Raw genomic sequence first — 21155 nt, forward strand, 5'->3', positions numbered from 1 at the left:
GGCTTGTAAACGTTTTCATCAAGGACTGCCGGTGGCCTCCGATCGCATCGAATCCCTCATTGCCCAGATGACCGTCGAGGAAAAAGTCGGCCAGCTGGGAGTCTTCGCGGACATGGTCCGCCCGTTCGCCCCGGACGTGAACCCGGAAGCCAACGTGCGCAATGCCGACCAGGTGCTGCAGCAGGTGCGCGAGGGCAAGGTCGGCTCGCTGTTCAACGGTGTCGGCGCCGAGCTCGGCCGCCGCATCCAGCAGGTCGCCACCGAGGAGAGCCGCCTGGGCATCCCGGTGATCCTGGCGGCCGACGTCATCCACGGCATGCGCACGGTGTTCCCGATTCCGCTCGGCGAGGCCGCCAGCTTCGAGCCGGACCTGGCCGAGCGCACCGCGCGCGCCACTGCGGTTGAAGCCACCGCAGCCGGCCTGCACTGGACCTATGCACCGGCAGTGGACATCGCCCGTGACCAGCGCTGGGGCCGCGGTGCCGAAGGTGCCGGTGAGGACGTGGTACTGGGCTGTGCCTTCGCCGCTGCCCGCGTGCGTGGCTTCCAGGGCAGCGACCTGCGCGCCGCCGACTCGCTGCTGGCAACGCCCAAGCACTTCGCCGCCTACGGCGCGGTGATGGCCGGCATGGAATACAACATGGTGGACATTTCGCCGCAGACCCTGCGCGATGTGCACCTGCCGCCGTTCAAGGCGGCCTTCGACGCTGGCGCGATCACCGTGATGTCCTCGTTCAACGACATCAACGGCGTGCCGGCCAGCGCCAACGCCGAGCTGCTGACCGACATCCTGCGCGGTGAATGGAAGTTCCCGGGCGTGGTGATCTCCGACTACACCGCCGACATGGAACTGGTCGCGCACGGTTATGCCGCCGACGACCGCGATGCCACCGCCAAGGCGTTCACCGCCGGCCTGGACCTGAGCATGCAGAGCGGCTTCTACGCCGAGCACCTGCCGGGCCTGGTGGAGAGCGGCGAGGTGCCGATGAGCGTGCTGGATGAAGGCGTGCGCCGCATCCTGTGGCTGAAGGAGGCCATCGGCCTGTTCGACGACCCGTACCGTTCGCTGGACCCGGCGCGCGAAGCCGATACCTCCCATATCGACGCCCATGACGAACTGTCGCGTGATGCCGCGCGCCGTTCGATCGTGCTGTTGAACAACCGCGACAACGTGCTGCCGCTGCAGAAGAACGGGCAGAAGATCGCGCTGATCGGCCCGTTCGTGCAGGACCGCGACAACATCGAAGGCTGCTGGACGCTGTTCGGCGACAAGCAGCGTTACGTGGATCTGGAAACCGGCGTGCGCGCGGCCATCGGCGATGACACGCTGCTGGAAGTGGTCCCGGGTTGCGAACTGGAAGCCGCCATTGCCGGTGGCACCGAGGCGGCCGTGGCCGCTGCGCTGCGCGCCGACGTGGTGGTGCTGGCGCTGGGCGAGCCGCAGCGTTACAGCGGCGAGGCGCAGTCGCGCGTGGAGATCACCCTGCCGCCGGCACAGCAGGCGCTGGCCGAAGCGGTGGCGATGACCGGCAAGCCGCTGGTGGTGCTGCTGCGCAATGGTCGCGCGCTGGCCCTGCAGGGCGCGGTGCGCAATGCGCATGCCGTTGCGATCACCTGGTACCTGGGCACGCAGACCGGCCATGCCGTTGCCGATGTGCTGTTCGGCGATTACAGCCCCTCCGGCCGCCTGCCGGTCAGCTTCCCGCAGGTGTCCGGCCAGCAGCCGTACTTCTACAACCACCCGCGCACCGGTCGCCCGGAACTGCCGACGATGTCGGAATTCAAGGCACGCTGGCGCGAGATTCCGAACGAGCCGTTGTACCCGTTCGGCCACGGCATCGGCTACACCACCTTCGCCTACGGCGTGCCGCAGTTGAGCAGCGCGCGCGTCGGCTGGGACGACACCCTGACCGTGACCACCACGCTGACCAATACCGGCAGTGTGGCCGGCGAGGAAGTGGTGCAGCTGTACATCCACGACCGCGTGGCCAGCCGCGTGCGACCGGTGCGCGAGCTGAAGGACTTCCGCAAGGTGGCGCTGCAGCCGGGCGAGTCGGCCGAGGTGGTGTTCACCCTGACCCGTGAACAGCTGGCATTCACCGGCCGCGACGGCGTGCTGCGTGCCGAGCCGGGCCTGTTCGACGTGTGGGTGTGCGCCTCGTCGATGGCCGGTGACGCGGTGCAGTTCGAACTGCTGAAGGCCTGACCGGTAGAGCATCCACGCATGGCGTGGATCTACTGGCAATGAGTAGCGCCGGGCCATCCCCGGCGTCCTCACCCATGGCGAACACGCCGGGCACGGCCCGGCGCTACCATCGGAGCCTGATCCGATGGAGACCGCGCATGCGCACGATGGCTTACCTTGTTCCTGTCCTGTTGCTGGCAGCGTGCTCGCAGCCGGCACCGCCGCCCGAACCTGCCGCCGATGCGCCTGCGCCGATGACGGGCGCGACGCCGGCCGATGCTGCCAACCCCGCAGCACCTGCGGCGGCAGACGACGCCCGCGCGCGCATCGAGACGCTGCTCGGCGATGCGGCGCAGTATGAAAAAGTATTCACTGCCTTCAAGACCGCAGTGGTCGGTGGCGACCGCGCGGCGGTGGTTGAAGAAGTGCGTTTCCCGTTGAACATCAGCGGTGGCAGGAAGATCACCGGGCCCGGTGAATTCCAGCGCAACTACGAAAAGATCATCACCCCGGCGGTGGTCAAGGCGGTGTCCGCGCAGGACTTCGGCACGGTGTTCGTCAACCAGCAGGGCGTGATGATCGGCGATGGCCAGGTCTGGCTGACCGGCCAGTGCCTGGACAAGGCCTGCACGCGCACCGAGGTGAAGGTCGGCACCATCCAGTAACGAAAACGGCCCCGTATGCAGGGCCGTTCCAGATCGGTAGTGCCGGCCGCTGGCCGGCAACCAGGGCTCCTGCAGGTGCCGGCCAGCAGCCGGCACCACCCGGCCGTCAGGCCTTCGGCGTGAGCTTCAGCAGCCGTGCCTTGCTGCCGTCTTCCAGCAGCCACAGCGCGCCGTCCGGGCCCTGTTCCACTTCGCGGATGCGCTCGCCCATGTTGAAGCGTTCGGCCTCGCGCGCGCTGTCGCCGTCGAAGGCAACCCGCACCAGCGAGGTGGACGACAGGCCACCGATGAAGGCGCTGCCCTTCCACTGCGGGAACAGGCTGCCGCTGTAGAACATCAGGCCGGCCGGGGAAATGACCGGGTTCCAGGTCACCTTCGGTGCGGCGAACTCCGGGCGGGTGTCATGGTCGGGAATCGGACGGCCGTCGTAGTGGTCGCCGTTGGACACGATCGGGTAGCCGTAGTTGGCACCGCGCACGATCAGGTTCAGCTCATCGCCGCCGGCCGGGCCCATCTCCTGCGCCCACAGCTTGCCATTGGCATCGAAGGCGATGCCCAGCACGTTGCGGTGGCCGAGCGACCACACCTGCGCGGCCACACCGCCCTGCGAGGCGAACGGATTGTCGGCCGGCAGGCTGCCGTCGTCGTTGAGGCGGATGATCTTGCCCAGGTTGCCGCTCATGTCCTGCGCAGGATCGAACTTCTGCCGTTCGCTCGAACTGATCCACAGCTTGCCGTCCGGGCCGAAGGCCAGGCGGTGGCCGTAGTGGCCTTCGCCACTGACCTTCGGCGTCTGCCGCCAGATCACCTTCAGGTCCTTCAGCTGGCCGCCGCCGCTGGCATCGAGGGCGAGGGTGGCACGGGCCACGGCCGCGCCGCGCGTGTCCAGCGTGCCTTCCTCGGCGTAGCTGACGTACACCACACGGTTGCGGGCGAAATCCGGATGCAGGATGACGTCACCGAACCCACCCTGGCCGCCGTAGGCGACCTTGGGCACACCGGTGATCTCATGTTTCTGGCCGCTGGCCAGGTCCAGGTGCTGCAGCTTGCCGCGCTTTTCGGTGACCAGCAGGCTGCCATCGGGCAGGAAGGTCATCGCCCACGGCTGGTCGAACCGGCTGACCTCGGTGGCGGTGAAGGGGCGCTGGTCTGCGTTGGCCGCGGCGGTCGCCGGGGCCTTCTGGCCAGACGCATCAGGGCCGGCCGCGTTGCAGGCGGTGGTGGCGAGGATCGGCAGCAGGCCGAGGGCGAGCAGCAGGGGCGTGCGGGTCATGGGTATCTCCAGCGGAAGGGGATGCGGATGGCCAGGCTCTCCGTTGTATACCACCGGGGCGGTGACGGTCGTGGCCCGAAGGTCCTGCTCCCCCCTGTGCGGCATGGCGCGGATCGTCTAGGGTGTTCTCGCCCGGGCAAAGCATTGCCCGCCTGTCTGCCAAGGACCTGCAATGAACGCACCCCTCATCCATCGACCCTCGCCCGCCTTCATCGCCGCCTCGTGGGTGGCCCTGCTGCTGGGCGCGGTGGCTTACCTTGTCGGCCTGTTCAATGCCGAGATGCCGCTGAACGAGAAGGGCTATTACCTGACCCTGCTGCTGTTCGGCCTGTTTGCGGCGGTATCGCTGCAGAAGAGCGTGCGCGACCGCGTCGAGGCCATTCCGGTGAGCGGCCTGTACTACGCGCTGTGCTGGTTCGCGCTGCTGTCGGCGCTGTTGCTGCTGCTGGTCGGCCTGTGGAACGCCACCCTGGTGCTGAGCGAAAAGGGCTTCTACGGCATGGCGTTCGCGCTGTCTCTGTTTGGCGCGGTGGCGGTGCAGAAGAACACCCGCGACCTGATTGCCGCCAACGCGGCCGAGCCCAAGCGCGCGTCGTCGATCCCGCCGCTGCCGGAACAGGAATGACCGGCTGAGGTAGCGCCAAGCGCCTGCCCGGCCCAGGCCTGCAACGCAGAAGGCGCCGAGCAGGGGCTCGGCGCTACTGTGGCTGCATCACTCAACAGCTGTAGGGGTCAACCGTGGCGCGTCAGCCGCGGATCGGCCACATGGGCTTCATCCCAACCGCGGCGGACAGCGGCGCGGGCCTGATCCCATTCCAGGCGGCTCTTGCCGCGCTCGGTCGCCCAGCGGGACTGCAACTCCGCTTCGACCTGTTCGTAGGCGCGGATCACCTGATCGGCGCGGGTTTCGTTGAAGCGTGCTGCGTGGCCGATCTGATAGGCCGGCTCGTAGTCATCGAACAGCAGGCTGGCGTCGTAATACGGTTCGGCGCTGTAGCGGTCGCGCCAGTAGTCGGAAATGGCCTCGCGCGGGGTGCTGTCTTCCGGCACGCGACCGGGAATCTGGTAATCGGGGCTCATGGACAGAAGGCTCCGTAGTGGACGAAGCCTGATCGTGCCCATCGGCCGGTTAACGCGCCGGACCGGCAGCGTGATCGGCAGGTCAATCAGCAGCGGCATCCTTGCGCGGCAGCTTGTAGATCACCGCGCCAACGGCGAAGGCGACCAGCGCCGCGACGATGTTCTGCCAGCTGGCACTGGCAAACAGGGCCACGCACAGCAGCAGGGCCAGCACCGGAATCAACGGGCCGCCGGGCAGCTTCAGCGCGCCGGGACGGTCGGCATAGCGCTTGGCCAGTACCAGCACTGCGGCGGCCGTGCCGATGTAGGCGAACAGGCGTGTGGTCATCGACAGCAGTGCCAGCTGCACGAACGACCCGGACAGCGCCAGGCCGAGGGCGATCAGGCCCTGGCAGAAGATCGCCGCGGCCGGGGTACGGAAGCGCGGGTGCACCTGCGCCAGCACCTTCGGGCCGTAGCCATCGCGGGCCAGGGCGAACAGGAAGCGCGGGCCCATCATCATCGTGTTGCTGTTGGTGCCGAGGATGGAGATGGTCGCGCCCACGGTGAGGATCAGCGCCAGCGCCTCGCCGCCGAAGCTGGAAGCCGCATCGGCCAGTGGCGTGGCCGAGTTGGCCAGGCCGGGCAGCGTGCCCTGCGCCACGATCTGCACCGCCGCGTAGATCACGGTGACGGTGACGATCATGGTGATCAGCGCGAACGGGATGTCGCGGCGTGGGTTGCGGTATTCACCGGCTGCGGCCGGAATGTTCTCGAACCCGGCGTAGGCATACAGCAACAGCAGCGCCGCCTCGCCCATGCGCTGCAGGTCGTGCGGGTCCGGGCGCTGGCCGGAGAACGCCAGCTGCGGGTCGATGTAGAAGGCGCCGATGGCCACGAACAACAGCAGCGGCAGCATCTTGCCGATCACCAGCACGATGCCGGTGCGGGCGGCCGAACGCACGCCGATGATGTTCACCCCGGTGAGGAAACCGAGCGAGACAACGATGATCGCGATGCGGCCCATGCCTGCGCCTGCCCACGGCCAGAACCGCGCCACGGCGTCGGCCAGCGCATTGCTGAGCGCAGCGGCCGAGCTGATGCGGGTCAGCCAGATCATCCAGCCGATCTCGAAGCCGGCGAAGCGGCCAAAGGCTTCGCGCGCGTACAGGTAGCTGCCACCGGGTTCATCGAAATAGCTGGCCGCCTGCGCGTAGCACAGCACCAGCAGGGCGACGACGATGCCGGCGGCGACCACGCCCCACAGGCTGAAGGGACCGAGCAGGGCGACCGTGGCGGCCGGCAGCAGGTAGATGCCGCTGCCGACCACATCGTTGATGGACAGGCCGACGATCTGCCAGCGGCTGACCGCGCGTTGCAGTTGCGGTTCGTCGGCGGCGCTCAACGTACGGCTCCTTCAAGCGCGGGCAGTTTCCACTGTGCCTGCAGGCGCTGGTATTCGGCCCTTGGCAACAGGACGAAGCGTGGCGTGTCCTGCGGGCGCAGCCAGTCCAGCAACGCCTGCATGCGCACCTCTGGCATCGCAGTGCAGCCAGCGGTGGCCTCGCCGGGCTGGCGCCACAGATGGGCGAAGATGCAGCTGCCCTTGCCGGGTTGGTTGTCCGGGTTGTGCGCGATCACGAAGCCTTCCCGGTAACGCACGTCGCCCTGGTTGTGCAGGTCCAGCCGCATCGGTTCGGTGGAACCGGCTATGGCGGCGCTGCCCACCTTCTTCGCATCGACGATGCGGTTGTAGAACGGCGATGCTGGCACGTCCATGCAGTAGCTGCTCTCGAGCATCGGCTGATAGGTCATCGCCGTGCCGGGCCGGGTGATGGCATAGCCGAACGCGCTGCCCAGCGCGAACACACCGGCCGGACTGCGGCCATCGCCTTCCTGTTTCTGCGGACCGTCGGTCTGGGCAGGATGCAGGCCCAGGCCCCAGGCACTGCCGGTGCGACCCAGCGCGACCGGGAAGGCCTGGCCGTGCCTGCGCCAGTGCTTGCCGTCGCGCACGAAGGCCTGCAGCTGGCCCTGCGTGCTGTCCCAGGTCTCGCTGGTGACCACGATCAGTTGGCGAGCGTTGTCCAGCGGGGCAGCGTGGAGAGCCGCTGCGGCAACGAGCAGCAGCGCGGCAGATGCAAGGCGGGCCAGCAGCAGGTTCATCGGGCGCTCCGGTCAGGAATCCAGCAGGTGGTCGATCCGTTCCAGGTTCACCGCCAGCTGCTGCTGGCGATCCGGATTGGCGTGGCAGAGCAGCACGAACAGGAAATCGAGCAGGGCATGCATGGCGCTACGGTACAGCAGCTGCGCCACTTGCGGCGCGCGGTCGTGCGCGCACACCACCAGTGCTGCATCGGCATGCGCACGCAGCGGGTTGGCGGTGTGGCGGGTGATCGACACCACTTTGCCGCCCATGTCCTGGAACTGGCGCGACAGCTGCGAAAGCTGTGGCAACTTGCCGAACTCGGAGAACATCAGCAGCACATCGCCCGGGCGCGCGGCGGACAGGTTGGCCAGCATCAGGATCGGATCGGTATGCGGCACCACCAGCAGGCCGAGCAGCGACAGCCGCATGGCGAATTCGCGCGCGTACAGGCCGTCGTCACCCAGGCCGTACACAAACAGCTTGGGCGCGCCGTCGAGCAGCTGCACGATGCGCTCGATCTCCTCGCGTGGGTTGGCCTGGCGGGTTTCTTCCTCGGCCTGGGCCTTGCTGCGGCGCAGGGCGTCGCCCAGGCGCAGGTAGTCATCGCTGATGTCTGGTTCGGCGGGCGCCTGCTGTGGGTCGGCACCGGCGCGGGCGACGTCCTCGCCGATGGAATATTTCAGGTCCGGGTAGCCCTTGAAGCCGAGCTTCTGGCTGAACTTGACCACGCTGGACTGGCTGATGCCCAGCGCGCTGGCCAGCTGCTGCGAGGAGTAGTCGCGCAGCAGGTGCGCGTTGTCGAGGATGAAGTCGGCGATGCGGCGTTCGATGGCCGACATCTGCCCGCGCTCGGTGCGGATTTTCAGCAGGGGCGGCATGCGGGGCGTCCGATGGTCGTGCGCTGGAGCATAGAGGACCGCGTTGCGGTTGGCGGCGTAGAGCAGAGTATGTGGTGGCTCGGGCGGGTGCCAGCCGCGAAGGGGGCACGGAGTGGGGCAAAAGCAGGAGCAAGGGCATCCACGCATGGCGTGGATCTACCCGGAGCTGCCGTTGAGTCCGCCTTCAAGCGAGCCGAGCACCGCAGGTCCGGCGAGGGCGAAGAGGCGCGGGTGTCTGAGCGCAGCGAGTTCCGCGCCGTCCCTCGGCGGACCGAGGAGCGCAGGGCACCGGCGTGCGCAGCACGTCGGCTCGCGGCCGGCGGAGCGTTTCTTTTGGTTACTTTTCTTTTCGCGAAAAGAAAAGTAACGCCCGACCCAACGTCAGTTGTACGCCAAGCCAGCCGCAAGGCAGAAATCAACCCAGCATCTCCAGCCCCCGCACTTCGGTGACGCCCAACCCCGGCACATCGCTGATGCTGATCTCCGACTCGTTGAAGCGCACCCCGCCGCTGACCGGGTCGAACTGGCCCAGCGATGGGCCGTCGAGGTCGACCTTGGTGATCACATCGCTCTTGGCTACCGCCAGGTGCACCGCTGCGGCCACGCTGATGCTGGATTCGATCATGCAGCCGATCATGCACGGCACGCCGTAGATGCCGGCGATGTCGGCAATGCGGATTGCGTTGGACAGGCCACCGGTCTTCATCAGCTTGATGTTGATGATGTCGGCGGCGCGCTGCTGGATCAGGTCCATCACCTGGCTCGGACTGAACACGCTCTCGTCGGCCATCACCGGGGTGTTGACCCGATCGGTTACGTACTTCAGGCCGCTGATGTCGGCGGCCTTGACCGGCTGCTCCAGCAGTTCCAGCACCACACCTGCATCTTCCAGCGTGCGCATCGCATGCACTGCCTGCTTGGCGGTCCAGCCCTGGTTGGCATCCAGTCGCAGCAGCGCACGGCCTTCGACGGCGGCATGGATCGCCTTGACCCGTTCGATGTCCACGCCGATGTCCTTGCCGACCTTGATCTTCAGCGACTCGAAGCCGCGTTCGATCGCCGACAGCGAATCGGCCACCATCTTGTCGATGTAGTCCACGCTGATGGTGATGTCGGTGGTGATCACGGGGTCGCCACCACCGAGCATCTGGTACAGCGGCGCGCCATGCAGCTGCGCCCACAGGTCGTACAGGGCGATCTCCACCGCCGCCTTGGCGCTGGTGTTGCGCTCCATCGCGGTCTGCACCAGCGTGCACAGGCGGTTGAGGTTGACCACCTCCTGGCCGATCAGGCGCGGGGCGATGAAGTGCCGGATCGCTTCGATGATCGAGCCGTGGGTGTCACCGGTGATCACCGCGGTGGCAGGCGCCTCGCCGTAGCCGGTGTGGCCGCTGTCGGTGCGGATCAGCACCACCACGTCCTCCACGGTTTCCACCGTGCGCAGCGCGGTCTTGAAAGGGGTCTTCAGCGGCACGCGCAGCATGCCCAGTTCGATGGCGGTGATCTTCATTCAGGGGTTCTTGGCACGCAGGCGTTGGATGTTGGTGATGCGATCGATGTAGCGGACGCTGTCGCTGGCCATCATCGGCTCCAGCGGGGTGACCGATACGCCATTGAGGTGGGCCTGCACACGCTTGCCGTCGGCGCCGAACCAGCTGCCGCCCGCGGTATCGTGGATCACCCAGGTGCGGCCATCGACGTGGCCGATGGCCATCATCACGTGGCCGGGGATGTAGACCAGGTCACCCACCTGCAGATCGCTGACGGCGCGGTCGCGCACGGCCTTGCCGTCCTTGGCGGTGAACGGCAAGCGGTCCAGCGCGGGACTGACCGCCTGTGCGCTGGTATTGCGTGGCAGCAGCACGCCGAAGCTGCGGTAGATCTCCGATACGAATCCACTGCAGTCGCGGGTGTCGTAGTCGTGGCCCCAGCCGTAGCGCTCGCCGAGGAACTTGAACGCTTGCTGCAGCAGCAGGCGCGGGGTCAGCTGCAGGTAGTCGGCGGCGGTGTCCTGCGAGCGCGGCAGCAGCGCCGGCACCAGCTTCAGGCGGCCATCGGCCTCGCGCACCGGCAGCTGCACCACCCACGAGGCGTGCGCCTGTTGCCCGTTCACCGGCTCGGCGGCGGGCCAGTCGGCCAACACCGGCAGGCGCACGCCCATGTCCAGCTGCAGGCGCGAGACACGCGGTTCCTCGGGTGTGTAGGCGGTGTGCGCTGTCGCGGCGGTGACGACGCGGTACGGGCCCTTCGCGCCGTAGCCGAGCACCGTGGCCTTGTCACCGCTGGCCACCGCGTCGGCTTCGATCCATGCGCTGTAGCGCTCGCTGTGCACGAACAGCCAGCGGCCGTCGGTGCTGCGGTGGACGACGGCAACCTTGTCGCCGGGGAACAGTGCCGACTCCTGGAAGCGGTCGATGTCGGTATCGCCGACGGTGCTGAAGACACGCTGGCGGGTGGGGAAGGTGCGCAGCGCGGCGCGCTTCACCACCAGGGCGTAGTCCGGCGACACCTGCGACGGAACTGCGTCGAGACCGAGGTTGGCTTCGATCGCGCTGCGCACGTCCGGTGCGATGGCGCGGCCCTTGTCGTCATACAGCGCCCGCGTGGGCCAGCTCGACAGCGTGGTGATGCTGTCACGCACCTGTGCCGCGCTGAGCTGCGCAGGCAGGGTGGCGATGTCCTGGATGTGCTTGTCCTGCGCGCGCATCCGCGCGTTCTGCGCCTCGATCTGCGCGCGGTCCAGGATAGGTGCGTCGGCATTGTCCAGCCGTGCCGCCCAGTAGTCCGGGGTGAGGTAGGCCTCGTGCAGGCCGATCACGTAAGGCAGCGCGGCGCCGGGGTCGGGTACAGGCGTGGCCGCCTGGGTGAATGCGGGTGCACCCAGCAGGCCCAGGGCCAGTGCCAAGGTCAACCGGTGCGGCCAGTGCCGACGCGGTTTGCGGGAAGCCAGGATCATGCGCTGCACACCCTCCTCGAATGCCTGTTGGAATATTTATTCCTTTTGGCCCCGAAAGCAAGAATAAATTATTGACCGGTCTCCCGGCCCGTGTTACACAGCCGTTACCACCCGCGCTTGGGAAGTGTCGCTGTGGATCCTGCCGTTCGCAAACCGTCTCTGCCTGCCGCTGCCGGCCTGTGTGCCGCGCTGCTGCTGTGGGCGTCGGCGGCACCGGCCGCGGATCCGCGCAGCGCCACTGATCGCGAACGCGAAACGCAGCTGATCGATCTGGTCGACCGCGGTCGTTTCAGCGACGCCGATGCGTTGCTGGCGACCGCAGGCGATGCTGCCGAAAGCGCGTTCCAGCGCGAGCGCATGCGCCGCATCAAACTGGATTTCTCCCTTGACCACGCCGCTGCCAAAGCAGCGGTACGCCGCTGGATTCCCGACCTGACCGACGAGGAATTCGCGCGCTGGGACCAGCTTGGCCTGCTCGAGCATCTCGACATCGATGGCACGCGCTGGTACTTCAAGCGCGCACCATCGAACCTGTTCCTGCTCAGCGATGAAGCGCGTGCACGCCGCCGCGCGGATGCGCCAATGCCGGCGCCGGGCCCCAACGAGGTGCTCAACGCGCATCACGCGCGTGTGGTTGTTGCCGCCGAACAGAGTGGCACGGCATCGGTGCTGCCGCAGCGCATCGAATTCACCCAATCGTTGACGGTCAAGGCGGATGCCGTACCGGCCGGCGAAACCGTACGTGCCTGGATTCCGTACCCGCGCGAGATTCCCGGCCAGCAGGAGCGCGTGCAGTGGATCGGCAGTGCGCCGGGCAAGGCACGAATCGCCCCGGCCAGCACCCAGCAGCGCACCGTCTACCTGGAAGCCAAGGCGGTGGCCGGGCAGCCGACGCACTTTGAAATCCACTATGCGGTGACGATCTTCGCGCTCCACACGGCAATCGATGCGACGAAGGTGCAGGCCACGCCGGATGATCCAGCATTGAAGCCCTATCTGGCCGAGCAGCTGCCGCACGTGCGCTTCACGCCGGCGCTGAAGCTGTTCTCCGACCAGGTGCTGCAGGGCGAGACACGCCCGTATGAAGTGGTACGCAAGCTGTTCGCCGCGGTCGACCGCATTCCATGGGCCGGTGCGCGCGAGTACTCGACCCTCAGCAACATCAGCGACTACGCGTTGCGCGCCGGTCATGCCGATTGCGGGCAGCAGACACTGCTGTTGATCGCCCTGCTGCGCATGAACGGCATTCCCGCGCGCTGGCAGTCGGGCATGGTGTTCTCCGACGATGGCAGCGGCTACAACAACCTGCACGACTGGGGCCAGGTCTACCTGGCGCCCTATGGCTGGCTGCCGATGGATGTGACCACCGGTGCGCTGGCCAGCGACACGCCCGCGCTGCGTGACTTCTACCTCGGTGGCCTCGATGGCTACCGCATCGCCTTCAACGACGATTTCGGCCTGGCGTTCGTGCCGGCCAAACAGCACCACCGCTCGGAAACGGTCGACTCGCAGCGCGGCGAGGCCGAGTGGTCAGGCGGCAACCTGTACTTCGACCAATGGAGCTACGACTTCCAGTGGCGGGTACTGCCAGCCGGGCAACGCTAGCGCGACACACCACCCCACCACCATTCAATTCTTGCAGGAGAGAGCAGGGGATGAAGGCTTACAACATCAAGCGGGCGGCCTTGTGCGTCGCCCTCGGCGCGTGCATGGCCACGCTGGCGCCCAGCGCATTCGCACAGGACGGAGCCGTGGTCGGCCGCCTGACCAGCGATGCCGGACAGGTGCCTGCCGGTGCCACCGTTACCGTGCGCAACCCCGCCACTGGCTTTGTGCGTTCGGTGCAGGCCGACAGCAAGGGCAGCTACCGCATTCCGTTGTTGCCGGTCGGCACCTATGACATGGAGGTCAGCCTGCCGGGTGGTGCTGCCAGCCGCGTCGGCCAGGTCACCGTTAGCCTGGGCAGTGCAACCACGGTGAATGTGCCGCTGGGCGCGGTCAGCACGTTGGGCACCGTGGAAGTACGCGCACCGCAGGTGGTATCGATGGTGGACGTGAAGTCCACCGAGTCGGCCACGAACATCACCCGCGAGGAACTGTCGCGGCTGCCGGTGGACCGTGACATCACCGCAGTGGCGCTGCTGGCGCCTGGCGCGGTGAAGGGCAAGGGCTCGCTGGGTGGGCAGGGCATCTCCTTCGGTGGTTCGTCGGTGGCGGAGAACACCGTCTACATCAACGGCCTGAACGTCACCGACTTCTACAACCGGGTCGGGTTCTCGTCGGTACCGTTCTCGTTCTACCAGGAGTTCCAGGTGAAGACCGGCGGCTACTCGGTGGAGTTCGGTCGCAGCACCGGCGGCGTCATCAACGCCGTCACCCGCTCAGGCAGCAACGACTTCAAGGCCGGTGCCGAACTGGTGTTCGAGCCGCGCGCCTGGCAGTCGCAGGCGCGCGACCGCTATGACGGCGACGGCAGCCGTTACATCACCGCCAGTCGTGACGACTACTCGCGCAGTGCGCTGAATATGTTCGCCTCCGGTGCGCTGGTGCAGGACCGGCTGTTCTTCTTCGGCATGTACGAAGCGCGCGACTACACGCCCAATTCGACCAATGATGCCGGTACCGTGTTCAACCGGGGTACCGCCGATGATCCGTTCTGGGGCGGCAAGCTGGATTGGCAGATCACCGACAACCAGATGCTGTCGCTGTTCGGATTCTCCGACAAGAGCGATACCGTCACCGACGTCTATCGCTACGACCATGACACCGGCACTGTCGCAGCCGAGCGCAACAACCAGATCTACAACACGGTGGGCGGCAGGAACTGGTCGGGCACCTACAGCTGGCAGGTCAACAACGATCTGACCATGAAGCTGATGTATGGCGAGAACAAGCGCAACCGCACGCAGAGCTCGTTGATGGACGAGAACTGCAACCGCGTGTTCGATAACCGCACTGCCAGCCAGGGCGTGCCTTCCAACCTGCAGGGTGACCGCAGCTGCACCAGCAGCTCGCAGCTGGAGTCGGCGCTGGATACGCGCAAGGCCGCGCGCGCCGACTTTGAATGGTCCATCGGCAACCATCTGCTGCGCTTTGGCCTGGACCGCGAAGAAAACACCTCCGACTACGAGCGCGCCTATCCCGGTCCCGGTGGCCTGCGCTACGACATCTACTACCGCACGCCGGGCAGTTCACTCAACGGCGGCACCGTGCCCGCCAGCGGCCTGGTCGCGCGTACCCGCCGCTACGAAGTGGCCGGTTCGTTCGAGACCATCAACTCAGCCTACTACCTGGAAGACAACTGGCAGGTCACCCCGAACTTCCTGCTCAACATCGGCGCGCGCGTGGAAGGGTTCGACAACAAGGGCGGCGACGGCGACAGCTATATCAAGATCGACAACATGATCGCGCCGCGCCTGGGCTTCGCCTGGGACGTTCGTGGTGATGGCACCACCAAGGTGTTCGGCAACCTGGGTCGTTACTACCTGCCGGTGGCCAACGTCATCAACATCAAGCAGGCCGGTGGATTCCTCGATGAGCGCACCTGGTATGAGTTCCTGGGCTACACCGGCGCCGCCAACAACGTGCCGAACCTGGGCGGCCAGATCGGTCCGGTCGACAATTCGCAAGGCGATGGCAGCGTCCCGGACCTGCGCGCCGAAGTGAACCGGGACATGGATCCGGTCTACCAGGATGAGGCGATTCTAGGCTTCCAGCACATGCTGAGTGAATCGTGGTCGGTTGCCGCAAGCGTCACCTACCGGCGCCTGAGCAACGCCATCGATGACATGAACATCACCGCCACCGGCCAGTGTGGTGCGATCGACGGCGTCTGGATCATGGGAAACCCCGGGCGCACGAACACAGTCTGGGGGGACACCAATTGCGATGGCAGCAACGATGGCTGGATCGACATCGACACCTCCAAGGAAGGCTGGGCGTTGTATGACGACGACGGCAATTACGTGGGGCAACGCGGCTGGGTGAAGCCCAAGCGTGACTACAAGGCGCTGGAACTGCAGGTCGATCGCGCGTGGGATGGCAAGTGGGGCTTCAATGCATCCTATACGCTGGCCTACGGCCGCGGCAACGCCGAAGGCCCGGTCAACTCCGATACCGACTTCGCCGACGCTGGCCGCACCGAGAACTTCGACAACCCATGGGTGAACTACCGCGGTTATGGCTATCTGGCCAATGACCGCCGCCATCAGTTCAAGTTCCGCGGCAGCTACGCGTTGACCGAGAATCTCAGCGTGGCCGCCACCCTGGGCGTGCAGTCGGGCAGCCCGATCACCCGCTTCGGTGCGGGCAATCCCTTCGACGACACCGACTTCCACAGCTATTACGTGTGTGTGTCCAACTGCCAGTCGACGGTCCCCTCCGAACGCGTGTTCGTGCATTCGCCGCGCGGTGGCGATGGCCGTACCCCGTGGACCTACGATCTGGACGTCAGCGTTTCCTACAAGGTGCCGATCCCCACTGACCTGCGCCTGAAGCTGGCGGTGTACAACGTGCTCAACCAGCAGCGCGTGGTCACCGTGGACCAGGACTACGAACCGCAGGACAGCATCGGCACGCCGAACCCGATGTATGGTTATGGCATGGGATTCCAGTCGCCGCGCTATGCGCAGTTGACGGTGACCTGGAATTATTGAGGATGCATCTGCGCGCCGCCCTGCGGGGCGGCGTGGCGTGATGAACGCCGTACCTGCCTGCGCGCTGCCTGACGGAGACTGACTTGTATCGTCTGTTGCTACTGGCTGCAGCACTGGCCAGCCCCACCGCCCCAGCAGGGGCGGTGGACACCGCACGCCTGGACGCCGACATCGCCTTCGTGGGCCGGCACGAGCACCTGCCGGGGCTGGCGATGGCGGTGGTCGAGGATGGCCAAGTGGTCTATCGCCACGCCGAAGGCGCGCGGGGTGACGGCGGCCGCATCGATGAAGACACGCTGTTCAAGATCGCCTCCAACAGCAAGGCGATGACCGCCGCGCTGCTGGCCACGCTGGTGGAGCAGGGCAAGCTGCGCTGGGACGACCCGGTGCAGCGCCACCTGCCGGCGTTCCGCATGCATGACCCGTGGGTGGGCGAACACCTGCAGGTGCGCGATCTGCTGATTCACAACAGTGGCCTCGGCCTGGGTGCCGGTGACCTGATGCTGTGGCCCGAGCCCAATGCCTTCACCCGCAGCGATGTCATCGCCGGGCTGGCACACCTGAAGCCGGTCACCAGTTTCCGCAGCGGCTACGCCTACGACAACCTGATGTACGTCGTTGCCGGTGAGGTGGCTGCGGCCGCCGGTGGCAAGCCCTATGACCAGCTGATGCGCGAGCGGGTGTTTGAACCGCTGGGGATGACCCGTTGCCAGGTGGGCGCATGGTCGGTGAAGCAGGTCGGCAATGTCGCCCAACCGCATATGCGTCGCGATGGCCGCAATGTGGTGGCCGGTGCCGATGGAACGCTCAGCCCCGATCTGACGTCGATGGCGGCCGGTGGCATCCGCTGTTCGCTGCGCGACATGACGCGCTGGATGCAGGTGCTGCTGGACCCGGCGCTGGCACCGGCGTGGTTGAGCGCCGAGCAACGCCGCATGCTGTGGACGCTGCACATGCCGATGCCGTTGGGCGAACGCCAACGCAAGTGGGACAACGCCCACTTCTATGGCTATGGGTTGGGCTGGCGGGTGTCGGACATGGACGGGCACTGGAAGGTCGCGCACACCGGTACGCTGTCGGGCATGTATTCCTCGCTGGCGCTGCTGCCGGATCGCAAGGTCGGCGTAGTGATGCTGTCCAACGGCGAGGCCGAAGAAGCCCGCACCGCGCTGATGCAGTCAACACTGAAACAGTTCAGCGCGCCGGATGACGCGCAACCTGTGGGGTACTACCTGGCCGAGCTTAAGGCCGATCGGGCCGCGCGTGCCGCCACGGGAAGTCGTGCGCCCTCCACCCGGGCGGCGCAACCGGCCGCCGCCACCGATCTGGCGCAATGGCAGGGGCGTTACCGCGATCCCTGGCTGGGCCCCGCCTCGCTGTGTCCCACCGCCAACGGCCTGCGCTTCAGCGTGGACAAATCGCCCGCGCTGCAGGCAACGGTGCAGCAGCTGCAGGGTCGCTGGCTGTTGCAGTGGGATACGCTGGAACCCTCGGCGCAGGCGTGGCTGAATCCCGATGCAGGCACGCCGACGCTGGAACTGCGCGCCATCGATCCGGAGATCGACTTCAGCTATGACTTCCAGGACCTGCATTTCACTCGTACTGGCGATTGCCCTGGCAGCGGCGGCCCACGCCGCTGAGCCGCCGCGCATCTCGCCCGCCACCGACACCACTGCGGCAGGACTGGTGGAGATCCGCACGCTGTCGCCGCGCATCGAGATGGACATCCGCTACGCCGGTGCCAACAACTTCACTGCTGCGCCCGTGCCCGGCTATGAAGCGCCCGCGTGTTATCTGCTGGCGCCGGTGGCAAAGGCGTTGGCCGCTGTGGAAGCCGACCTGCGCGCGCAGGGTTTTGGCTTGCGTCTCTACGATTGCTATCGCCCGGTGCGCGCGGTGCAGGCATTCATGGCCTGGGTACGTGATCCGCAGGAGCAGTCGCGCAAGGCGCTGCAGTATCCGGATCTGGACAAGCCGCAACTGCTGAGCGACGGCTACATCGCCGAGCGCTCCGGCCACAGCCGTGGTGCCACCGTGGATCTGGGCCTGCTGGATTGCCGCAGCGGGCGCTGTACGCCGATGGACATGGGCACCGATTTCGATTTCTTCGGCCCGCGCGCGCATACGCAGACGCCCGGCCTGGATGACGCACAGAAGGCCAACCGCCAGCAGCTGGTACAGGCGATGGCACGGCGTGGTTTCGCCAACTATGCGCAGGAGTGGTGGCACTACACGCTGCAGCCCGAGCCGGACTCCGGTACCGCCTACGACGTGCCAGTGCGGTAAGGGGGTGTCGGCAGGGCTGCGCCCTGCACCCGCCGAATCGACGGCAACAGCAACAACAACAACAACAACAGCAACAGCAACAGCAACAGCAACAGCAGAAGCGGGCTATCCGTGGGATGGCGGGGTGGGGCCGGTTGCGGGGGCCGCTGCAAGTACGTCCCTGTAAGCTCGGTCGCCGCATCCATGCGGCTCACGCCCCCGCAACCGGACCCACCCCGCCTTCGACAGATTTCCGCGATCTGTCGGAATGGCATTGCGTGCTCCTGGTGGGTGTCGACCTTGGTCGACACGGTAGGTCCACGCCATGCGTGGATGTTCTTCGTTCAATTGTCGAAATATTCGATTCGATGGAAATCCATCCACGCATGGCGTGGATCTACCACATACCGGGAACCTGTCGAAGGCGGGGGGGTGTCGGATTGCGGGGCATCCGCGCCATGGATGGCGCGGCTGAGCCTACAGGGACGTACTTGCGGCGTCCCCGCAATCCGACACCACCCCGCCATCCCACGGAACGCCCGCTGTTGCTTTGGCGGTTGCCGTTGCCCTGGCTTCGGCAGGTACAGGGCGCAGCCCTGCCGATACCCCTTACACTGGCCGCCTTCTCCTGCGTCCCCGCCCGATGAACCTTCCCCTGCATTTCGGCCTGCTCGGTACGCTTGAGGCGGGCCTCATCGCCCTGCTGGTCGGCCTGCTGGTGTATTTCCTGTGGCACCACCTGTGCCGGGTGCTGCGCTGGACCGTGGGCCATGCGATCGGCTGGTCGTGCGTGATCGCGGTGATCATCTCCGCCGGCATCGACGCCTGGAAGCTGTTCTACATGGGCATCGTGCGGCTGGAGTCGCCGCTGTATGCGCGCCTGTTCCTGTCCACCATCCACGATCCGAACGAGCTGGGCAGCCGCGTGGTGCTGGAGATCGCCGGTGCGCTCGCCGGTGTGGCATTGGGATGGGTGTTGTTCAGTTCGCGGTCATCGGAAAAAACCGTCGACTGACGCAGGTTTTTCGTTCGCTGCCGGTTAAATGCTGCAGCGCTGAATGCTCGTCTTACTACCTGCTCACTTCGCACTAACCACCGTGCTAACGCATGCGCCTGCGCCAGTGGTTAACCATGCGTGTTCGAGGGAATCGCGGCGCAAAATCGATTCAGAAACGCGGTGGCAGGGTAGGTGCCGTGCGGAGACAACGACCGCGCACTACCACCCTTCAGGAGACACCCCAGATGACTATTCGCAACCGCAAGCCCCTGATCGCCCTGATCGTCGCCGCCGGCAGCGTGTTGGCCATCCCGGCGATGGCGCAGTCGGCCAAGCAGCAGGCCGCGCATGCACAGAACGAAGCGGCACAGGCCCAGCAGGCGGCGGCACAGGCAGGCCAGGCGGCTGACCAGGCCACCGACGCGGCCGCAGCAGCCTCGGCGCAGGCCAACGGCGGTGGCCAGACGTGGGCCAGCATCGATACAGATGGCAACGGCACCATCAGCAAGAGCGAGTCGCAGGTGAATGCGGGCCTTGCGCAGGTGTTCGACCAGGCTGATGCCAACAAGGACGGCCAGTTGAGCGCCGACGAGTACAAGGCCTACGTGGCCGCCCAGCAGGCGGGTGCCGGCGCGGGTGGCACGGCCGCAGGCCAGGGTCGCTGATCCACGGTTGAATTCGGGACAACCGGTGCATGGGCAACCCGGGTGGCTTCGGCCACCCGGGTTTTTTTCGTCATCGCCGCGCCTGTATCCTAGGGCGATGAACACCTCCACGCCTGCGCCCTCGCGCGCCATCGGCCTGGTCGGTTTTGACGGTGATGACACGCTGTGGAAGAGCGAGGACTACTACCGCAAGGCCGAGCAGGATTACCTGGACCTGCTGTCGCGCTACATCGACGTCCACGACACCCAGACCGCCCGCCACCTGCTGGAAGTGCAGCAGCGCCACCTCGGCGTGTTCGGTTACGGGGTGAAAAGCATGACGCTGTCGATGATCGAAGCGGCCATCGAGATCACCTCGCAGCGGATCGAAGCCAAGGACATCCAGCGCATCCTCGACATCGGCCATGACACCCTGCGCCACCCGGTCGAGCTGATCGACGGCGTACGCGAGTCGGTGGCGGCCATCGCCGCGCAGTACCCGGTGGTGCTGATCACCAAGGGCGATCTGTTCCACCAGGAAGCCAAGATCAAGGTCGCGGCGCTGGCGGACCTGTTCCCGCGCATCGAGATCGTGTCCGAGAAGGACCCGGAAACCTATGCCCGCGTGCTGGCCGAATTCAACCTGCCGATGCAGCAGTTCGTGATGGTCGGCAATTCGCTGCGCTCGGACATCGAACCGGTGATCACCCTCGGCGGCTGGGGTATCCACACCCCGTACGCGGTGACCTGGGCGCACGAGACCCAGCACGGCGTGGCCGACGACGAACCACGCATGGTCAACGCCGATACCGCCTGGGACTGGCCGGCGGCGCTGGCGACGATCGAGGCCAAGGCCGCTGCCGCGGCCTGACACGGCGCGGCGGCTGCGGCAGAATCGAAGGATGAAACTGCCACTGCGCGCCCTGCTGTTGTCCCTGCTGCTGGCGCCGGCCATCGTGCTGGCGCAGCAGACCGCCGAACGTTCGGCGACCTATGAGGTGGATACCGGCGATGCCTGGGTCGACACCCAGCTGGCCGACATCAACCGCTACGCCGAGCGTTACCCCGATGCCTTCCTCGACGAGGTATCGCGCTACGCCGGTGTACCGCGCGGCTACATCGCCGCGCTGGCCACCACCCACCAATGGCAGGCCGGCGACATCTATTTCGCCTGTTTCTGGGCCAAGGCCAGTGGCCAGACCTGCCGCGACAGCGTGCGTGCCTTCAGCCAGGATCCCGACGGCGGCTGGGCCGAGGTGGTGAAGCGGATGCCGGCCAAGCCGCAGAACCTGCACTACCGCGCCGTGCGCCACGCCATCGTGGCCAGTTACGAGCACTGGGATCGGCCGATCACCCTCGATGCCACGCTGAAGCGGCAGTTGAAGCGGTAGCGCCGGGCCACGCCCGGCGAGCGCGCAGCGCGGCCCTG

18 protein-coding genes are annotated in these 21155 nt (G+C 66.6%); 11 read left to right on the forward strand and 7 right to left on the reverse strand.

The genetic code is table 11. The features are described from left to right. Positions 1-31: 31 nt before the first annotated feature. Together ACUXVE_RS17425 and ACUXVE_RS17430 are read left to right on the forward strand one after the other, a co-directional pair. Positions 32-2206, forward strand: a complete 2175-nt coding sequence (locus ACUXVE_RS17425; protein WP_093821006.1) for a glycoside hydrolase family 3 N-terminal domain-containing protein — start codon at positions 32-34, stop codon at positions 2204-2206. 137 nt (positions 2207-2343) lie between these two features. Next, a complete protein-coding gene (locus tag ACUXVE_RS17430; protein WP_445514866.1) occupies positions 2344-2850 on the forward strand; it encodes a hypothetical protein in 507 nt (168 codons plus the stop codon). A gap of 106 nt (positions 2851-2956) precedes the next feature. On the opposite strand, the gene ACUXVE_RS17435 is transcribed toward ACUXVE_RS17430, so the two are convergent. Then, positions 2957-4123 (reverse strand): PQQ-dependent sugar dehydrogenase, encoded by a 1167-nt coding sequence (locus ACUXVE_RS17435; RefSeq protein ID WP_222387880.1) that lies wholly within the window; start codon positions 4121-4123, stop codon positions 2957-2959. Positions 4124-4295: 172 nt separating this feature from the next. On the opposite strand from ACUXVE_RS17435, the gene yiaA reads away from it, so the two are divergent. Then, positions 4296-4748: an inner membrane protein YiaA gene (yiaA, locus tag ACUXVE_RS17440; protein ID WP_025878247.1), complete on the forward strand. Its 453-nt coding sequence runs from the start codon at positions 4296-4298 to the stop codon at positions 4746-4748. A gap of 107 nt (positions 4749-4855) precedes the next feature. Here yiaA and ACUXVE_RS17445 read toward each other — a convergent pair whose 3' ends face one another. The 6 genes from ACUXVE_RS17445 to ACUXVE_RS17470 all read right to left on the reverse strand — a co-directional run bounded on the left by ACUXVE_RS17445 (position 4856) and on the right by ACUXVE_RS17470 (position 11165). Then, on the reverse strand, positions 4856-5203 hold the full coding sequence (locus tag ACUXVE_RS17445) for a hypothetical protein (protein ID WP_025878246.1): 348 nt from the start codon (positions 5201-5203) through the stop codon (positions 4856-4858). 82 nt (positions 5204-5285) lie between these two features. After that, positions 5286-6587, reverse strand: coding sequence for an APC family permease (locus tag ACUXVE_RS17450; protein ID WP_033830177.1), 1302 nt, complete (start codon positions 6585-6587; stop codon positions 5286-5288). Continuing rightward, positions 6584-7348, reverse strand: coding sequence for a L,D-transpeptidase family protein (locus tag ACUXVE_RS17455; protein ID WP_025878244.1), 765 nt, complete (start codon positions 7346-7348; stop codon positions 6584-6586). Before ACUXVE_RS17455 ends, ACUXVE_RS17450 begins: the two co-directional genes overlap by 4 nt. A 12-nt stretch (positions 7349-7360) precedes the next feature. Continuing rightward, positions 7361-8209, reverse strand: coding sequence for a MurR/RpiR family transcriptional regulator (locus tag ACUXVE_RS17460; RefSeq protein WP_025878243.1), 849 nt, complete (start codon positions 8207-8209; stop codon positions 7361-7363). A 415-nt stretch (positions 8210-8624) separates the two neighbouring features. Continuing rightward, positions 8625-9719, reverse strand: coding sequence for a dipeptide epimerase (locus ACUXVE_RS17465; RefSeq protein WP_445514867.1), 1095 nt, complete (start codon positions 9717-9719; stop codon positions 8625-8627). Continuing rightward, the gene (locus ACUXVE_RS17470) at positions 9720-11165 is read right to left on the reverse strand and encodes an SH3 domain-containing protein (protein WP_445514868.1); all 1446 of its coding nucleotides are present in this window, start codon (positions 11163-11165) and stop codon (positions 9720-9722) included. A 132-nt stretch (positions 11166-11297) separates the two neighbouring features. On the opposite strand from ACUXVE_RS17470, the gene ACUXVE_RS17475 reads away from it, so the two are divergent. The 8 genes from ACUXVE_RS17475 to ACUXVE_RS17510 all read left to right on the forward strand — a co-directional run bounded on the left by ACUXVE_RS17475 (position 11298) and on the right by ACUXVE_RS17510 (position 21117). Further along, positions 11298-12770, forward strand: a complete 1473-nt coding sequence (locus ACUXVE_RS17475) for a transglutaminase-like domain-containing protein (protein ID WP_445514869.1) — start codon at positions 11298-11300, stop codon at positions 12768-12770. Between the two features lie 50 nt (positions 12771-12820). Beyond that, on the forward strand, positions 12821-15820 hold the full coding sequence (locus tag ACUXVE_RS17480) for a TonB-dependent receptor (protein WP_445514870.1): 3000 nt from the start codon (positions 12821-12823) through the stop codon (positions 15818-15820). 83 nt (positions 15821-15903) lie between these two features. Continuing rightward, on the forward strand, positions 15904-17460 hold the full coding sequence (locus ACUXVE_RS17485; protein ID WP_445514871.1) for a serine hydrolase domain-containing protein: 1557 nt from the start codon (positions 15904-15906) through the stop codon (positions 17458-17460). After that, positions 17393-18106 (forward strand): M15 family metallopeptidase, encoded by a 714-nt coding sequence (locus ACUXVE_RS17490; RefSeq protein WP_445514872.1) that lies wholly within the window; start codon positions 17393-17395, stop codon positions 18104-18106. Before ACUXVE_RS17485 ends, ACUXVE_RS17490 begins: the two co-directional genes overlap by 68 nt. Positions 18107-18728: 622 nt before the next feature. After that, entirely contained in the window at positions 18729-19100 is a 372-nt protein-coding gene (locus ACUXVE_RS17495) for a hypothetical protein (protein WP_222387873.1), read from the forward strand. A 227-nt stretch (positions 19101-19327) separates the two neighbouring features. Beyond that, a complete protein-coding gene (locus ACUXVE_RS17500; protein ID WP_025878233.1) occupies positions 19328-19747 on the forward strand; it encodes an EF-hand domain-containing protein in 420 nt (139 codons plus the stop codon). 97 nt (positions 19748-19844) lie between these two features. Beyond that, positions 19845-20597: an HAD family hydrolase gene (locus ACUXVE_RS17505; protein ID WP_445514873.1), complete on the forward strand. Its 753-nt coding sequence runs from the start codon at positions 19845-19847 to the stop codon at positions 20595-20597. A 31-nt stretch (positions 20598-20628) separates the two neighbouring features. Further along, positions 20629-21117 carry a hypothetical protein gene (locus ACUXVE_RS17510; protein ID WP_445514874.1) on the forward strand — a complete coding sequence of 163 codons (489 nt, stop codon included), beginning with the start codon at positions 20629-20631 and terminating at the stop codon, positions 21115-21117. Positions 21118-21155 lie beyond the last annotated feature (38 nt).

The sequence above is a fragment of the Stenotrophomonas sp. 3(2025) genome, from assembly GCF_052665395.1.

What these genes read in the sequence shown, in the direction of transcription:
- ACUXVE_RS17430 (WP_445514866.1), top strand. Translation starts at nt 2,344, where the DNA reads ATGCGCACGATGGCTTACCTTGTTCCTGTCCTGTTGCTGGCAGCGTGC.
- ACUXVE_RS17435 (WP_222387880.1), bottom strand. Translation starts at nt 4,123, where the DNA reads ATGACCCGCACGCCCCTGCTGCTCGCCCTCGGCCTGCTGCCGATCCTC.
- yiaA (WP_025878247.1), top strand. Translation starts at nt 4,296, where the DNA reads ATGAACGCACCCCTCATCCATCGACCCTCGCCCGCCTTCATCGCCGCC.
- ACUXVE_RS17445 (WP_025878246.1), bottom strand. Translation starts at nt 5,203, where the DNA reads ATGAGCCCCGATTACCAGATTCCCGGTCGCGTGCCGGAAGACAGCACC.
- ACUXVE_RS17455 (WP_025878244.1), bottom strand. Translation starts at nt 7,348, where the DNA reads ATGAACCTGCTGCTGGCCCGCCTTGCATCTGCCGCGCTGCTGCTCGTT.
- ACUXVE_RS17460 (WP_025878243.1), bottom strand. Translation starts at nt 8,209, where the DNA reads ATGCCGCCCCTGCTGAAAATCCGCACCGAGCGCGGGCAGATGTCGGCC.
- ACUXVE_RS17465 (WP_445514867.1), bottom strand. Translation starts at nt 9,719, where the DNA reads ATGAAGATCACCGCCATCGAACTGGGCATGCTGCGCGTGCCGCTGAAG.
- ACUXVE_RS17470 (WP_445514868.1), bottom strand. Translation starts at nt 11,165, where the DNA reads ATGATCCTGGCTTCCCGCAAACCGCGTCGGCACTGGCCGCACCGGTTG.
- ACUXVE_RS17480 (WP_445514870.1), top strand. Translation starts at nt 12,821, where the DNA reads ATGAAGGCTTACAACATCAAGCGGGCGGCCTTGTGCGTCGCCCTCGGC.
- ACUXVE_RS17490 (WP_445514872.1), top strand. Translation starts at nt 17,393, where the DNA reads ATGACTTCCAGGACCTGCATTTCACTCGTACTGGCGATTGCCCTGGCA.
- ACUXVE_RS17495 (WP_222387873.1), top strand. Translation starts at nt 18,729, where the DNA reads ATGAACCTTCCCCTGCATTTCGGCCTGCTCGGTACGCTTGAGGCGGGC.
- ACUXVE_RS17500 (WP_025878233.1), top strand. Translation starts at nt 19,328, where the DNA reads ATGACTATTCGCAACCGCAAGCCCCTGATCGCCCTGATCGTCGCCGCC.
- ACUXVE_RS17505 (WP_445514873.1), top strand. Translation starts at nt 19,845, where the DNA reads ATGAACACCTCCACGCCTGCGCCCTCGCGCGCCATCGGCCTGGTCGGT.
- ACUXVE_RS17510 (WP_445514874.1), top strand. Translation starts at nt 20,629, where the DNA reads ATGAAACTGCCACTGCGCGCCCTGCTGTTGTCCCTGCTGCTGGCGCCG.